Source organism: Mycobacterium sp., from assembly GCF_025965855.1.
Lineage (GTDB): Bacteria > Actinomycetota > Actinomycetes > Mycobacteriales > Mycobacteriaceae > Mycobacterium.
Genome location: NZ_JAOPWB010000041.1, coordinates 1 through 15,561, shown reverse-complemented (window position 1 = coordinate 15,561; position 15,561 = coordinate 1). Strand labels below are relative to the sequence as shown.

Annotated in this window: 13 protein-coding genes and 1 pseudogene; 12 read left to right on the top strand and 2 right to left on the bottom strand. The window is 66.9% G+C overall.

Going from position 1 to position 15,561, the window contains the following annotated elements; all coding sequences use genetic code 11:
• The coding region (locus JWP83_RS03275) for a 3-methyl-2-oxobutanoate hydroxymethyltransferase (protein WP_297725736.1) at positions 1-254 on the bottom strand (254 nt) is incomplete at its 3' end.
• A 131-nt stretch (positions 255-385) separates the two neighbouring features.
• Between JWP83_RS03275 and JWP83_RS03270 the strand changes: the two genes are divergently transcribed.
• The 12 genes from JWP83_RS03270 (at position 386) to JWP83_RS03215 (ending at position 14,951) form a co-directional block, all read left to right on the top strand.
• Positions 386-1,777 (top strand): wax ester/triacylglycerol synthase family O-acyltransferase, encoded by a 1,392-nt coding sequence (locus JWP83_RS03270; protein WP_297725734.1) that lies wholly within the window; start codon positions 386-388, stop codon positions 1,775-1,777.
• Between the two features lie 51 nt (positions 1,778-1,828).
• Positions 1,829-3,391, top strand: a complete 1,563-nt coding sequence (locus JWP83_RS03265; protein WP_297725742.1) for an alpha/beta hydrolase — start codon at positions 1,829-1,831, stop codon at positions 3,389-3,391.
• A gap of 110 nt (positions 3,392-3,501) precedes the next feature.
• Complete coding sequence (locus JWP83_RS03260; RefSeq protein WP_297725732.1) at positions 3,502-4,377, top strand: hypothetical protein; 876 nt, start codon at positions 3,502-3,504, stop codon at positions 4,375-4,377.
• Between the two features lie 79 nt (positions 4,378-4,456).
• On the top strand, positions 4,457-6,028 hold the full coding sequence (locus tag JWP83_RS03255; protein WP_297725740.1) for an alpha/beta hydrolase: 1,572 nt from the start codon (positions 4,457-4,459) through the stop codon (positions 6,026-6,028).
• Positions 6,029-6,109: 81 nt separating this feature from the next.
• Complete coding sequence (gene glnA / locus JWP83_RS03250) at positions 6,110-7,450, top strand: type I glutamate--ammonia ligase (RefSeq protein WP_297725731.1); 1,341 nt, start codon at positions 6,110-6,112, stop codon at positions 7,448-7,450.
• Between the two features lie 51 nt (positions 7,451-7,501).
• A complete protein-coding gene (locus JWP83_RS03245; RefSeq protein ID WP_297725730.1) occupies positions 7,502-10,486 on the top strand; it encodes a bifunctional [glutamine synthetase] adenylyltransferase/[glutamine synthetase]-adenylyl-L-tyrosine phosphorylase in 2,985 nt (994 codons plus the stop codon).
• Positions 10,483-11,127 carry a PaaI family thioesterase gene (locus JWP83_RS03240; protein ID WP_297725729.1) on the top strand — a complete coding sequence of 215 codons (645 nt, stop codon included), beginning with the start codon at positions 10,483-10,485 and terminating at the stop codon, positions 11,125-11,127. The genes JWP83_RS03245 and JWP83_RS03240 overlap by 4 nt, the downstream gene beginning before the upstream one ends.
• Positions 11,124-11,984 (top strand): TIGR03619 family F420-dependent LLM class oxidoreductase, encoded by an 861-nt coding sequence (locus tag JWP83_RS03235; protein ID WP_297725738.1) that lies wholly within the window; start codon positions 11,124-11,126, stop codon positions 11,982-11,984. Before JWP83_RS03240 ends, JWP83_RS03235 begins: the two co-directional genes overlap by 4 nt.
• A 28-nt stretch (positions 11,985-12,012) precedes the next feature.
• Positions 12,013-12,231: a hypothetical protein gene (locus tag JWP83_RS03230; protein WP_297725728.1), complete on the top strand. Its 219-nt coding sequence runs from the start codon at positions 12,013-12,015 to the stop codon at positions 12,229-12,231.
• Positions 12,232-12,545: 314 nt separating this feature from the next.
• Entirely contained in the window at positions 12,546-12,911 is a 366-nt protein-coding gene (locus JWP83_RS03225) for a nuclear transport factor 2 family protein (RefSeq protein ID WP_297725727.1), read from the top strand.
• 310 nt (positions 12,912-13,221) lie between these two features.
• Positions 13,222-13,737 (top strand): universal stress protein, encoded by a 516-nt coding sequence (locus tag JWP83_RS03220; protein ID WP_297725725.1) that lies wholly within the window; start codon positions 13,222-13,224, stop codon positions 13,735-13,737.
• A gap of 752 nt (positions 13,738-14,489) precedes the next feature.
• A complete protein-coding gene (locus tag JWP83_RS03215; RefSeq protein WP_297725723.1) occupies positions 14,490-14,951 on the top strand; it encodes a tyrosine-type recombinase/integrase in 462 nt (153 codons plus the stop codon).
• Positions 14,952-14,977: 26 nt separating this feature from the next.
• Here the strand turns inward: JWP83_RS03215 and JWP83_RS03210 are convergent.
• Positions 14,978-15,561 (bottom strand): annotated as a pseudogene (locus JWP83_RS03210) (type I glutamate--ammonia ligase); the annotation flags it as partial.

Sequence of the window (15,561 nt, the reverse complement as noted above, 5' to 3'; positions counted from 1 at the left end):
AGCGGGATGAGTTCGTCGATCGAGACAGGCACCGTGGTGTCGTAGCCGTACACGACGTTGGCGGCCGAGTCACCGACCAGCAGCACCGGGATGCCGGCGTCGTCGAAAATCCGGGCGGTCGAATAGTCGTAGGCCGTGAGCATGGCCCATTTGTGGCCTTCGGCCTTCATTTTCTGCAGGTGGTGGGTGCGGATTCGCGTTGGCGGCTTGGTCGGCGCAGACGGGCTTGCACCGTAAACTTGCTGCTCAGACATCATTGTCCCTGGTAGTGGTCGGATCGATCCTCGTGGCCATTCAGGTCCCCGGGTTCGCTGACTCCAGATATTCTGCCATCTCTCGTGTGCGGTTGCACCGCCCGCGCGGTGTGAGACATACCATTCTGCGCATGCAGCGGCTCAGTGGGCTCGACGCCAGTTTCCTGTACCTAGAGACACCCTCGCAGCCCATGCACGTTTGCTCGATCATCGATGTGGACACGTCGACGATGCCGGGCGGCTACACCTTCGCCGGTCTGCGCGAGGCGCTGTCGCTGCGTCTGAAGGCGATGCCGCAGTTCCGCGAGAAGCTCGTCGACAGCCCGCTGAACCTCGATCACCCGGTGTGGGTGGACGACGAAAGCTTCGACGTCGACCGCCACCTGCACCGCATAGGGCTGCCGCCGCCGGGCGGCCGCAGCGAGTTGTCGGAAATCTGCGGGCACATCGCGTCGCTGCCACTGGACCGGGGCCGGCCGCTGTGGGAGATGTGGGTGATCGAAGGGGTGGCGGACACAGATTGCCACCGCGACGGGCGGCTGGCGGTGATGACCAAGGTGCACCACTGCGGGGTGGACGGGGTGACGGGTGCCAATCTGATGTCGCAGCTGTGTGGCACAGAAGCCGACGCGCCCGCGCCGGATCCGGTGGACGGCGTCGGCGGCGGCACCGGCTGGCAGATCGCCGCCGGCGGGTTGGTGCGGTTCGCCAGCCGGCCGCTGCGCCTGGCCAACGTGGTGCCCCAGACCATGTCCTCGGTGGTCGCGACTGTGCGCAAGGCCGTCGCGGGCCAGGCGATGGCGCGTCCGTTCGCCGCGCCGCGGACCGCTTTCAACGCGAGCATCACCGGTCGCCGCAACATCGCGTACGCCCAACTGGACCTCGAGCACGTCAAGAAGGTGAAGAACCACTTCGGCGTCAAGGTCAACGACGTCGTGATGGCCTTGGTGTCCGGGGTGCTGCGCCAGTACCTGGTCCAGCGCAACGCTTTGCCCGACTCGTCGCTGGTGGCGTCGGTGCCGGTGTCGGTGCGCGGAAAGTCGGATCGCCCGGGACGCAACCAGGTTTCGGCCATGTTCGCCAACCTGCATACCCAGATCGCCGATCCGGTCGAGCGCCTCAAGGCTATCGCCGAAGCGAATTCGGTTGCCAAGCAACATAGTTCGGCCATCGGGGCCTCCCTGCTGCAGGACTGGACGCAGTTCGCCGCGCCGGCGGTTTTCGGCATCGCGATGCGGCTGTATGCCAGGACCCGGTTGACCGAGAGCATGCCGGTGCACAACCTGGTGGTCTCCAACGTCCCCGGTCCGCAGGTTCCGCTGTTCTTCCTGGGCTCTGAGGTCAAGGCGATGTATCCGCTGGGGCCGATCTTCCACGGCTCGGGGCTCAACATCACCGTGATGTCGCTGAACGGCACGTTGGACGTCGGGCTGATCTCGTGCCCGGAATTGCTGCCGGACCTGTGGGAGATGGCCGACGACTTCGCTGTGGCGATGGAAGAACTGCTCGCGGCCGCCGGGTAGTTCGCCGCTGGAGCCGCTCATCAGAATCTCAGGTTGGCTCTGGCAGCATATGTGGGCATGGGGTTGTCTCGCCGCGACAAGATCGCGCGCACGCTGCTGATCTGGACGGCGATCGCTGCCGTGGCGCTGGTGCTCGCCGGCTGCGTCCGCGTTGTCGGCGGGCGCGCCGTCATGGCGGGGCCCAAGCTGGGCCAGGCGATCGAATGGACGCCCTGTCGCTCGTCCAACCCCAAGGCCAAGATCCCCAGCGGCGCGATGTGCGGCAAGCTGGCCGTTCCCGTCGACTACAACCACCTCGACGGCGACGTGGCGGCCCTCGCGATGGTTCGCTTTCCGGCGACGGGCGACAAGATCGGCTCGCTGGTGATCAATCCCGGCGGCCCCGGAGAGTCCGGCATCGACGCCGCCCTGAGCGTCGTCCAGACGTTGCCCAAGCGCATCCGCGAACGCTTCGATCTGGTCGGCTTCGACCCCCGCGGGGTGGGGTCGTCGCGGCCGGCCATCTGGTGCAACTCCGACGCCGACAACGACCGGCTGCGGACTGAGCCGAACGTCGACTACAGCCCGGTGGGCGTGGCGCACATGGAGGACGAGACCAAGCAGTTCGTCGGCCGCTGCGTCGACAAGATGGGCAAGGACTTCCTGGCGAACGTGGGGACGGTCAACGTCGCCCGCGACCTGGACGCCATCCGCGCGGCGCTGGGCGACGACAAGCTGACCTACCTCGGCTACTCGTACGGCACCCGGATCGGCTCCGCCTACGCGGAGGCCTACCCCACGAAGGTGCGGGCGATGATCCTCGACGGCGCCGTCGACCCGAATGCCGACGAGATCGAGGCGGACCTGCGCCAGGCCAAGGGATTTCAGGACGCGTTCAACGACTTCGCCACCGACTGCGCCAAGCAGCCGACCTGCCCGCTGGGCACCGACCCGGCCAAGGCCGTCGACGTCTACCACAGCCTGGTCGACCCGATGGTGGACCCGAACAACGAGATGATCGGCAGGCCGATACCCACCAAGGACCCGCGCGGGTTGAGCTATGGCGACGCCATCGTGGGCACCATCATGGCGCTCTACTCGCCGTCGCTGTGGCATCACCTGAGCGACGGCCTGTCCGAATTGGTCGACCACCGCGGCGACACCATGCTGGCATTGGCCGACATGTACATGCGGCGCGACCCGCACGGCCACTATTCCAATGCCACCGACGCGCGGGTGGCGATCAATTGCGTTGACCAGCCACCGATTACGGACCGCACCAAGGTCATCGACGAAGACCGCCGGTCACGCGAGATCGCCCCGTTCATGAGCTACGGGCAGTTCACGGGCGACGCCCCGCTGGGCACCTGCGCGTTCTGGCCGGTGCCACCGACGAGCAAGCCGCACGCCATCACGGCGCCCGGCTTGGCGCCGACGGTGGTGGTGTCGACCACCCACGACCCGGCGACTCCCTACAAGGCCGGCGTGGATCTGGCGAATGAGTTGCGCGGCTCCCTGCTGACCTTCGACGGGACCCAACACACGGTGGTCTTCCAGGGCGACAGCTGCATTGATGACTACGTGACGGAGTACCTGATCGGCGGCGACACGCCGCCGAGCGGCGCCAAGTGCTAGGGCTCTTCTGAGGTCGCGTCGAGCGTGTACTCAGCGCGAAAAACCGGCCCGTTTTTCGCGCTGAGTACACGCTCGGCGCGCTTGTCGGAGCTCTCCCGCACACTCCTGCCATGGAGGAGCCATTCATCGGTAGCGAGGCGGTCGCCTCGGGCATGGTGACGCGGTACGCGCTGCGCAGCCGATTCTCGTCGATGCACCCCGACGTGTACGTCGCGGCGGGAACCGAGCTCACCGCGAGACAGCGCGCCCGCGCGGCCTGGTTGTGGTCCCGTCGGCGCGGCGTTGTCGCAGGCCGCTCCGCGTCTGCGCTGCACGGCGCCAAATGGATCGACGATCGCGCATCGGCTGAGTTGCTCTACGACTATCGCCGTCCGCCCCGCGGTATTCGCACATGGTCCGATCGCGTCGCCGACGACGAAATACAACTAATCGCTGGCATGCCCACAACGACGCCCGCGCGAACCGCCCTCGACCTCGCTTGCCGGTACCCCGTCGACAAGGCCGTCGCGGCCATCGACGCGCTCGCGCGCGCAACGGACCTCAAGCCGATCGACGCCCAGATTCTCGCCGAGCGGCACGGGGGACGCCGCGGCATCAGGCGTGCCCGCATCGCCCTGTCACTTGTCGATCCGGGCGCGGAGTCGCCCCGCGAGACCTGGCTTCGACTCCTGTTGATCCGCGCCGGTTTCTCGCCGCCCCGCACACAGGTCCCGGTTTACGACGGATATGGCGGGCTGGTCGCAGTTTTCGATATGGGCTGGGAGGACCTCAAATTGGCCGTCGAGTATGAAGGTGACCAACATCGCACCAGCCGAAGGCAATTCAATAGGGACATTCGCCGCGCGGAAGCCGTCGCGGAGCTGGGTTGGATCGTCCTTCGGGTTACGGCGGAGGACACGCCCGGCGGGATCATCGCCCGTGTTTCAACGGCATGGCAGCGCCGAGCGTGTACTCAGCGCGAGAAACGGGCAGATTTCTCGCCGTGAGAACACGCTCGGCGACGCGCCGATGCGAGATCAAGCCGTGACCATTTCGCGCTTCGACGGGTATTCGCGGCTGCAAATATTGACAGCCATGTCGCGCCTGAGATCGTTGAGCTCGGCGCTGCTGTCGTTCGGGCTTTTGCTTGCGGGACAATCGGTGCTGCCACAGCCGGTGGCCGGCGCGACCCCGGAACCGGGTGCCGGCCAGACCCCGACCCCGGCTCCGCCGGCCGCTGCGGCCCGGCCGCAGAACTGGGGCAGCTGCAGCCAATTCCTGACCGACACCAGCGACGTTCCCACCGCCCAGTGCACCACCGTGTCCGTCCCGGTCGATTACGCGAACCCGGGCGGCGCGCAGGCCAAGCTGGCGGTGATCCGGGTGCCCGCGACGGGCCGTCGGACGGGATCGCTGCTGATCAATCCGGGCGGCCCGGGCGCGTCCGCGGTCGACATGGTCGCCGGCATGGCGTCGGACCTGGAAAACAGCGACATCACCCGCAACTTCGACCTGGTGGGGTTCGACCCTCGCGGGGTGGGCCACTCGACGCCGCAGTTGCGGTGCCGCAGCGACGCCGACTTCGACGCGTTCCGGCGTGAACCGATGGTCGACTACAGCCCGGCCGGCGTGGCGCACATCGAGCAGCTCAACCAGCACTTGGCCCAGCAATGCGCCAACCGGATGGGCAACGGGTTCCTGGCCAACGCCGGCACCGCATCCGTCGCGCGGGACATGGACACGGTCCGCCAGGCGCTGGGCGACGATCAGATCAACTACCTCGGCTACAGCTACGGCACCGAGCTGGGCACCGCCTACCTCGAGGGGTTCAGCGACCACGTGCGGTCGATGGTGCTCGACGGGGCCATCGACCCGACCGTGGACCCAGTCCAGGAAAACATCAACCAAATGGCCGGATTCCAAACGGCTTTCAACGACTACGCCACCGACTGCGCCCGCTCGGCGGCGTGCCCGCTTGGTACCGACCCGGCTCAGTTCGTCAACCGCTACCACGCCCTGGTCGACCCGCTGGTCGCCAAGCCGGGCCGGACGTCGGATCCGCGCGGGCTGAGCTACGCCGACGCGACCACCGGCACCATCAACGCGCTATACACCCCGCAGCACTGGAAATACCTGACCAGTGGCCTGCTCGGGTTGCAGCGCGGCACCGACGCCGGTGACTTGCTGTTGCTGGCCGACGATTACGAAGGCCGCGACAAAAGCGGGCACTACAGCAACGACCAGGACGCGTTCAACGCCGTGCGTTGTGTCGACGCGCCGACGCCGACGGATTCGGCGACGTGGGCCGCCGCCGATCAACGGATGCGCCAGGTTGCCCCGTTCTTGAGCTACGGACAGTTCACCGGAAATGCGCCCCGCGACCTGTGTGCGCTGTGGCCGGTGCCGGCAACCTCGAGACCGCACACCGCGCCGCCCGTCGCGCCCGGCAAGGCCGTCGTCGTCTCCACGACGCACGACCCGGCCACCCCGTATCAGGCCGGCGTGAACCTGGCCCGGCAGCTGGGCGCCCCGCTGATCACCTACGACGGCACCCAGCACACCGCGGTGTTCAACGGCGACCAGTGCGTGGATACCGCGGTGGTGCGCTACTTCGTGGCGGGCGCGGTGCCGCCCGCGTCGCTGCGGTGCCGGTCCTGAGCGCCGCTGTTGGACGTCCGCAACGGTTCTGAGCGGGCGTCGGTAACACAAAATTAACAGCGGTTGCCTAATGTTCGAGTTATGGATCGACAGAAGGAATTCGTCCTCCGCACGCTGGAGGAACGAGACATCCGCTTCGTTCGGCTCTGGTTCACCGACGTGCTCGGCTACCTGAAATCCGTCGCCATCGCCCCGGCCGAACTCGAAGGTGCCTTCGAGGAGGGCATCGGCTTCGACGGGTCCTCGATCGAGGGCTTCGCGCGGGTCTCGGAATCCGACACCGTCGCCAACCCGGACCCGTCGACGTTCCAGGTGCTGCCCTGGGCCACCCCGTCCGGCCACCACCACTCCGCGCGGATGTTCTGCGACATCACCATGCCGGACGGCTCGCCGTCGTGGGCGGACCCGCGGCACGTGCTGCGGCGCCAGCTGCAGAAGGCCAACGACCTCGGCTTTTCCTGCTACGTGCATCCCGAGATCGAGTTCTTCCTGCTGAAGCCCGGTCCCGACGACGGGTCGAGGCCCATCCCCGTCGACAACGCCGGCTATTTCGACCAGGCGGTGCACGACTCCGCGTCCAACTTTCGCCGGGATGCCATCGAGGCCCTGGAGTTCATGGGCATTTCGGTCGAGTTCAGCCACCACGAGGGCGCGCCCGGCCAGCAGGAGATCGACCTGCGCTTCGCCGACGCCCTGTCGATGGCCGACAACGTTATGACGTTCCGCTACGTCATCAAGGAAGTCGCGATCGGCACCGGCGCGCGGGCGTCATTCATGCCCAAGCCCTTCGCGGAACACCCCGGCTCGGCCATGCACACCCACATGAGCCTGTTCGAGGGCGACGTCAACGCGTTCCACAGCACCGACGATCCGCTGCAGCTCTCGGATGTGGGCAAGTCGTTCATCGCCGGGATCCTCGAGCACGCCTCGGAGATCAGCGCCGTCACCAACCAATGGGTCAACTCCTACAAGCGGCTGGTGCAGGGCGGTGAGGCGCCCACCGCCGCCTCGTGGGGGGCGGCCAACCGCTCGGCATTGGTGCGGGTTCCGATGTACACGCCGCACAAGACGTCGTCGCGGCGGATCGAGGTGCGCAGCCCCGACTCGGCGTGCAACCCGTACCTGGCCTTCGCCCTGCTGCTGGCCGCCGGGTTGCGTGGGGTGGAGAAGGGCTACGTGCTGGGGCCGCAGGCCGAGGACAACGTGTGGGACCTGACGCCCGAGGAACGCCTCACGATGGGATACCGCGAGCTGCCCACCAGCCTCGACAGCGCGCTTCGCGCCATGGAGGCCTCCGAGCTCGTCGCGGAAACCTTGGGGGAGCACGTGTTTGACTTCTTCCTGCGCAACAAGCGCGCGGAGTGGGCAAATTACCGCAGTCACGTCACGCCCTACGAGCTGAGCACCTACCTGTCGCTGTAGCTCACGCGGTGTGCCGATCGGTCTGAGAGATCGGTCGGTTGCGCTACGGTCGTGGTCGTGACCAAACCCGCGACGGAACGCCCCAGGCTGCCCAGTGTGGGCCGGCTCGGGTTGGTCGACCCCCCGGCGGGTGACCGTCTGGCACAGCTGGGTTGGTACGACCGCGACGATCAGGACTACGTCGACCGGTTGTGGTCGTTGTCGCGCGCGCCCGACCCCGACGCCGCGCTGCGGGTGCTGGTTCGGCTGCGGGAAAACCCGGACAGCGGATGGGATGAACTGAACGCCGCGCTGCTCACCGAACGTGGGCTGCGTGGGCGGCTGTTCGGGGTGCTCGGCTCGTCGCTGGCCTTGGGGGATCACCTGGCCGCCAATCCGCAGTCCTGGAAACTGTTGCGGGGCAAGGCCCATTTGCCCTCGCACGACGAACTGGTCGCGACGTTCACCGAGGCCGTCGACGAGGCGTTGACCGGCCCGGGCTCGGCGCTGGAACGCCTGCGCGTCTTGTACCGCGACCAGCTGCTGGTGTTGGCGGCCCTGGACCTGGCCGCCACGGTCGAGGACGAGCCGGTCCTCCCATTCAGAGTTGTGGGCGCCCAGCTGTCGGACCTGGCGGACGCCGCGATGGCCGCCGCGCTGCGGGTGGCCGAGGTCAGCGTGTGCGGCGACCGCACACCCCCGCGGCTGGCGGTCATCGCGATGGGCAAATGCGGTGCCTGCGAACTGAACTACGTCAGCGACGTCGACGTCATCTTCGTCGCCGAGCGCGCCGACGCGCTCAGCGCCCGGGTGGCCGGCGAGATGATGCGGGTGGCTTCGGCGGCGTTCTTCCAGGTGGACGCCGGGCTGCGGCCGGAGGGTCGAAGCGGTGAGCTGGTCCGCACCCTCGAGTCGCACGTCGCCTACTACCAGCGCTGGGCGAAGACGTGGGAGTTCCAGGCGCTGCTGAAGGCCCGGGCGGCCGTCGGCGACGCCGAACTCGGCAAGCGCTACCTGGCCGCGTTGATGCCCATGGTCTGGGTCGCCTGCGAGCGTGAGGATTTCGTCGTCGAGGTGCAGGCCATGCGCCGCCGGGTGGAGCAGCTGGTGCCCGCCGAGGTCCGCGCCCGCGAGATCAAACTCGGCAGCGGCGGATTGCGGGACGTCGAGTTCGCGGTGCAGCTGCTGCAGCTGGTGCACGGCCGCCGCGACGACTCGCTGCACGTGGCCTCCACGGTGGACGCGTTGGACGCGCTGGGCCGGGGCGGTTACATCGGACGCGAGGACACGGCGAACCTGACCGCCTCCTACGAATTCCTCCGGTTGCTCGAGCACCGGCTGCAGCTGCAGCGGCTCAAACGCACCCACCTGTTGCCGGAGGTCGACGACGACGAGGCGGTGCGCTGGTTGGCCCGCGCGGCGCACATCCGGCCCGACGGCCGACACGATGCGGCCGGGGTGCTGCGCGAGGAGCTCAGGCACCAAAACGTGCGGGTGTCCGAGCTGCACGCCAAGCTGTTCTATCAGCCGCTGCTGGAGTCGATCGGGCCGGCCGGTCTGGAGATCTCGCACGGCATCACCTCCGAGGGCGCGGAACGGCAGCTGGCCGCGCTGGGCTACGAGGGACCGCAGACCGCGCTGAAGCACATGTCGGCGTTGGTCAACCAGAGCGGGCGGCGCGGCCGGGTGCAGTCGGTGCTGCTGCCCCGGCTGCTGAACTGGATGTCCTACGCGCCCGACCCCGACGGCGGACTGTTGGCCTACCGACGCCTGTCCGAGGCGCTGAGCGGGGAGACCTGGTACCTGTCCACGCTGCGCGACAAGCCCGCGGTGGCCAGGCGGCTCATGCACGTGCTGGGGACCTCCGCCTACGTGCCCGACCTGCTGATGCGCGCGCCCAGGGTGATTCAGGACTACGGCGACGGTCCGGCCGGCCCCAAGCTGCTCGAAACCGACCACGCCACGGTGGCCCGGGCGCTGATCGCCTCGGCGAGCCGGCATCCCGACCCGGTGCGGGCGATCGCGGCCGCGCGCACGCTGCGGCGCCGCGAGCTGGCCCGCATCGGTTCCGCCGATCTGCTCGGCTTTCTCGAAGTCACGGACGTCTGCAAGGCGCTCACGTCGGTGTGGGTGGCCGTGCTGCAGGCCGCGCTGGACGCGTTGGTCCGGGCCAATCTTCCCGAAGACGGCAGGGCACCGGCGGCCATCGCGGTCATCGGCATGGGCAGGCTGGGCGGCGCCGAGCTGGGCTACGGGTCCGACGCCGACGTGATGTTTGTCTGCGAGCCGGCGGCCGGCGTCGACGACTCACAGGCGGTGCGATGGTCGACGACGATCGCCGAGCAAATACGGGCACTGCTGGGCACCGCGAGCGTCGACCCGCCGCTGGAAGTCGACGCGAATCTGCGGCCCGAGGGCCGCAACGGCCCGCTGGTCCGCACGTTGAGTTCTTACAAGGCCTATTACGCCCAGTGGGCGCAGCCGTGGGAGATCCAGGCCCTGCTGCGCGCGCACGCGGTCGCCGGCGACGCCGAGCTGGGTCAGCGGTTTTTGGTGATGGCGGACCGGACGCGCTACCCGCCCGACGGCGTGTCGGCCGAGGCGGTGCGCGAAATCCGCCGCATCAAGGCCCGCGTCGAGTCCGAGCGGTTGCCGCGCGGCGCGGACCCCAACACCCACACCAAGCTGGGCCGTGGGGGATTGGCCGACATCGAATGGACCGTGCAGCTCATGCAACTGCGGCACGCCCACCGGGTAGCCGCCCTGCACACCACCTCGACCCTGGAATCCCTGGACGCCATCGCCGCGGCCGACCTGGTGCCCGCGGATGACGTGGACCTGCTGCGGCAGGCCTGGCTGACCGCCACGCGGGCCCGCAACGCGCTGGTGTTGGTCCGCGGCAAGCCCACCGATCAGCTGCCGGGGCCGGGGCGCCAGCTCAAAGCGGTCGCGGTCGCCGCGGGCTGGTCGTCCGACGACGGCGGCGAGTTCCTGGACAATTATCTGCGGGTGACGCGCCGGGCAAAAGCGGTGGTGCGCAAGGTGTTCGGAAGTTGAGTCAGGAGGCCGGCGCGTTGGATGCCATATTCGAGGTGCTCAGCGCGGCGGAGGGGGAACGGGTCACGGCCCTTTACACCCCGCTGGCCGACGCCGTCCGGGAACTCATCGACGCCACGATCCGGACCGAGGCCGACGACGGCGTCGTCGCCGACGCGCGATCCGCGATCGAGGCCGTCACCCAGGCGTTGCGGCAACGGACCCGGCCGATCGGGGTGAGCTACCGCGTCGACGGCCGCCCGCTGCCGCTGGGCAACGCCGCGATCGGCCTGTGCAATCCGATCGCCCCGCCGGTCGTCGTCCACCACGACGGCGGCGGCCGGTGCTGGAGCGAGTTCGTCCTCGGGTCGGCGTACGAGGGCCCACCCAAGCTGGTACACGGCGGGGTCAGCGCCCTGGTGCTCGACCACATGCTGGGCGAGGCGGCCAGCGAGGGGCTGTCCAAGCCGCGTTTCACCGGGACCATCACCGTGAAGTACCTGCGCGGCACCCCGCTGGGACCGCTTCGTTCCGAGGCCTGGATTGACCGCAGGGAGGGTGTCAAAGTCTTTGCCCGCGGCTTTATTTCGGATGCCGCGGGGATCACCGTTGAGGCCGAAGGGGTCTTCATCGAGCCGGCGTGGGCGAGGCAAGCGGAATGAAGTTCTACGTCAGCAGCGCCTTTTTGAACACCCGGGAGATCGTCGAGATCGCCAAGGCGGCCGACGATCTCGGCTACGACGGGATCGGGATCCCAGACCACGTCGTCAACCTGGAGACCCTGGACACCCCGTACCCGTACACCAAGGACGGCCAACGACGCTGGCAGCCCTTCACCGACTGGCCCGATCCCTGGGTCCTCGTCGGCGCGCTGGCCCAGGTCACCACCCGACTGCGGTTCGTCACCACCGTCTACATCCCCGCCATGCGCAACCCCTACTCGGCGGCGAAAGCCATTGGCACCGCAGCGGTTTTGGCGTCGGGCCGGGTGGAGTTGGGCATCGGTGTCGGCTGGTGCCGCGAGGAATTTACCTTGATGGGCGAGCAGTTCGACGCCCGCGGCAGACGTAGCGACGAGATCATCGACCTGATGCGGGCGCTGTGGCAGCCGGGCTGGACCGAGTTCGACGGCGACTTCTACCGGGCGCCGCGGCTGGAGATGCAACCGAGCCCGCCGCCGATACCGGTATACGTCGGCGGGCTCAGCGACGTCGCGCTGCGCCGCGCCGCCCGCAACGACGGTTGGATCGGTGACCTGATCAAGACCGACCGGGCCATCGAGGCGGTCGGCCGGCTGCGGGAACTGCGGGCCGAAAAGGGGCTCTCGATGGACGATTTCACCGTCCTGACGCCGCTGACCGACGCCTTCACCACCGCCGACTACCAGCGCGCCGCGGACGCCGGCATCACCGGCATCATCACCATGCCGTGGATGTTCTACGCCGGGCCGGACGCCACGTTGGCCGACAAGGTCGACGGCATGCAACGCTTCCGCAAAGACTTGGCGCTCGACGGCTAGACGTCGAGTTGGGTGCAATACTTTTCTGATGGCTTTCACGGTCGTTTTCAGCAACGGTGAGCCGCGAGATTACGGTGCTTTCGACAGCTACGAGATCACCGACGCGGGTGTGCTGATCATCCAAATGCACCGCGAAGATGTCGAGCGGCATTACGTCGCTCCGGGGGGTTGGCTGGAGGTCGTCGAGATGGCCGAGGGACAACCGGTCAGGATGTCACGAGGAATCTTGGGCCGCCGGCCCGGCTGATCCGCCGCAGAGCGAAAGTGAGCGGTATGAGACGCAACGTCAATGGGTCGGCGATGGACGTCATGGGCGCCTACAAGACCCAGCCGGTGGGCGACGGGAATGGTCGAGGCCGGGAATGGCCGTTCGGGGACTGGTGTCGTTAGGGACTGGTCGCCTCGGCGATGCGCCAGGCGGTCGCGTGGTTGCCCGAATGGATCGCAGCGTGTGCGGCCTGCGAGCGTGATCACCCTGGATTTGACGAAGCATGCAGTTAGGCCGCAAAGGCTCTGGGGAGTCTTGCTAAGCGCGGTCAGCTTCCAACCAAGGGAATGATTATGTCGAACATCATCGAAACGCTGTTGCTGCGTAATCTGCAGGAAGTCTTTGGTGAAGGCGACCCCGAACGCCGACGCTCCGCTATCGAGGAGCTATATACCGAAGATTGCGTGGTCAACCTGCCTGTCGACCGGTACCACGGGCACGACGCACTCGACAGAATCGCCGGTGAGTTGCGCGCCAGCCATCCCAGCTATGTTTACATCCCACATAACGCGCCGATAGCAGTACAGGACGGCGGACGTGTTGACTGGGGTTCTGGACCCGCAGGCGAACCGCCGCGATACACGGGTATCGACATCATCATTACCCGTGACGACAAGATTTCAGCCCTTTATGTCTTCCTCAACTCCCCGCCGATCTGAAGCTGGCTCTTAGCGCGGAAGTCAGCCGTTGATGTCTCAGGGATCGGCGACTTTGTTATCCACGCGGTCAGGTAGGCACGATCAAGCCGCCGGGGGCGCGGGCAACCGTCCACCGGTCAAAACTGCGAAAGGAATAGGCAGAGAATCTATCAGACCCCGACCTGCGCAAGTTTGCAGGAACCAAAAATGCCCAGGTTGCAACGCTTACTGAAAACATGGCGCGACTGAAGGCCGCGCGGGCTCGGGGCTATGACCGATTCGTCTTCGTCTGGGAGGTTGAGCTGCCGTCGGGCTTTACACTGGGAGGGAAATGAGCGCCTATCAGACCCTGGTGGTCGGCACTGATGGCTCGGACACGTCGTTGCGTGCGGTGGACCACGCAGCCGCGTTCGCCGCGGAAAATAATGCGAAGTTGATCATCGCGATGGCGCACTTGTCTTATGTGGACAAGGGAGACAAGGGAGGCTGGGGAAGACCAGCCCGGCCGGATCGTGTGATTAATCTTGGCCCCGGTGTCCCCGACGCCGAGGTCGCCCTCGGGAGCGAGGGGGACTACAAGGTGCACGGGATGGCCGCCATCGATGCGATCCTGCGGGAGGCCCGCGACCGGGCCAGGGCGGCTGGGGCGAAGGATATCGAGGCGCGACCGATTCGGGGTGATCCGGTACATGCGCTGCTCCGCCTCGCCAAGGAGGTTATGGCCGATCTGTTGGTGGTTGGCAACGTGGGACTAAGCACGCGCAGCGACAAGTGGCTTGGCTCGGTGCCCGGCAACGTCTTGCGCAGGGCGAAGACCGACGTGCTGCTCGTCCACACCACCGACTGAGGCATCGGTATCCGAATTCTGCTAACTCGTTGTCCTTGTAGTCACTTGGACTCTCGCCACATGCGAGCATCGCAGCCGCGAACTGTCTTCGTGGGCAGTATGATTCGGCGATGTAGACGGGGGCGAGGTGTCCCTGCCGTGCTTGCCGGTGGGCTCTGTAGGTTGGATAGTCGCTGACCTAACTCGGATTCGGACGTATTACCCAAGTGTCAGTTGGGTAAGCGCATATCAACGCGTCACCGTTGGGTGACTGTGCGTACGCCCCACTAGCAGTACGGCTATGAATCTCCTCCACGCACCCCTTGTCACCAATTTGTCGAACGCCAACCACCGGGTACCGAGCCGCTACCCAGACGTTGGGTTGTCCGGTTCCCCCGCAAATCAAAGCGGCACCGCCTGCGTCACGCCCGAAGATGAACTTCCCCGTAGGTGTACCGCACGCCTGTCCCTCCGCCGCACCGTTGGTCATATTGGGAACTTGATCTGCACTGGCAGGCGGGGCCGCGCTGATTGCAGCCGCCATGATGGCTGCCGCGATGAATGGTGCTTTCATTGTCTGCACCCCTTCGGCTGATGCGCTTAGCTGGTGACGACGCTACTCGTAGGAAAGCCCAGCGGGCCCGAAACAGCAAGAAGCTTCGGTCCACTTTGCGGTGTTATCCAGGGTGGTGGAGGATCCCACCCGCATCTGCGGTATTCGCTGTCACAGGTATAAGGCAATGACGAGGATTGGAACGAGTAGAAAACGCCCAGTGTCGCATCCGGTGCAGCAGTGGCCGGCCAAGCCGCTCAAGACAATCGGCAGTAATCAGGCGATCCCGATTCCGCGGGACCTAGCGTTGTTGCTGTCGGCGTCGGTCAAGACGTACCCATCGGAAATGATGGTCACCAACGGCCTGGGCACCGACCGCTGCGCGCCGTGGATCATCGAACGGGCGATACCCGACGCTCGCGACAGCATCGACGGACTGCCCGAGGGGTTCAGCTTCCACGACTTACGGCACTATCTCGCCTCGCCGCTAATCGCCTCGGGCGCCGACATCAAGACGGTGCAGGCACGGATGCGCCACACCAACGCGCGCACCACGCTCGACACCTACGGTCACCTATGGCCCGACGCTGATGAGTCCACGCGGACCGCGATCGGTGTCGTGATCGCGGAGCGGATGGAAACTACTGCGGACCGACTGCGGACCAATGCCCCGAATGCGTAGCGTTTGCGGTCAGCGCGTTAGCCGGTTTAAACGTCGTAGTACAGCGCGAATTCGTACGGGTGCGGCCGGATCTGCACCGGCAGGATCTCGTTCTCGCGTTTGAAGCTGATCCACGTCTCGATCAGGTCGGGCGTGAAAACGCCGCCCTCGGTGAGGTATTCGTGGTCGGCCTCCAGCCGGTCGATCACCGCGGACAGCTGAGTGGGCGCCTGCGGGATGTTCGCGGCCTCCTCGGGCGGCAGCTCGTAGAGGTCCTTGTCGACCGGCGACTGCGGCTCGATCTTGTTCTTGATGCCGTCCAGCCCGGCCATCAGCATCGCCGAGAACGCCAGGTAGGGGTTGCCCGACGAATCGGGGCAACGGAACTCCAGCCGCTTGGCCTTCGGGTTGCTGCCGGTGATCGGGATGCGCACACACGCCGAGCGGTTGCGCTGGCTATACACCAGGTTGATCGGGGCCTCGAAGCCGGGAACGAGCCGCTTGTAGGAGTTCACCGTCGGGTTGGTGAACGCCAGCAGCGACGGCGCGTGGTGCAGCAGGCCGCCGATGTAGTGCCGCGCGGTGTCCGACAGGCCGGCGTAGCCCGTCTCGTCGTACATCAGCGGGCTGC

Bases quoted from the DNA above. Each gene is read 5' to 3' on its own strand.
- JWP83_RS03270 (WP_297725734.1), top strand. From the start codon at position 386: ATGCAGCGGCTCAGTGGGCTCGACGCCAGTTTCCTGTACCTAGAGACA.
- JWP83_RS03260 (WP_297725732.1), top strand. From the start codon at position 3,502: ATGGAGGAGCCATTCATCGGTAGCGAGGCGGTCGCCTCGGGCATGGTG.
- glnA (WP_297725731.1), top strand. From the start codon at position 6,110: ATGGATCGACAGAAGGAATTCGTCCTCCGCACGCTGGAGGAACGAGAC.
- JWP83_RS03235 (WP_297725738.1), top strand. From the start codon at position 11,124: ATGAAGTTCTACGTCAGCAGCGCCTTTTTGAACACCCGGGAGATCGTC.
- JWP83_RS03230 (WP_297725728.1), top strand. From the start codon at position 12,013: ATGGCTTTCACGGTCGTTTTCAGCAACGGTGAGCCGCGAGATTACGGT.
- JWP83_RS03225 (WP_297725727.1), top strand. From the start codon at position 12,546: ATGTCGAACATCATCGAAACGCTGTTGCTGCGTAATCTGCAGGAAGTC.
- JWP83_RS03220 (WP_297725725.1), top strand. From the start codon at position 13,222: ATGAGCGCCTATCAGACCCTGGTGGTCGGCACTGATGGCTCGGACACG.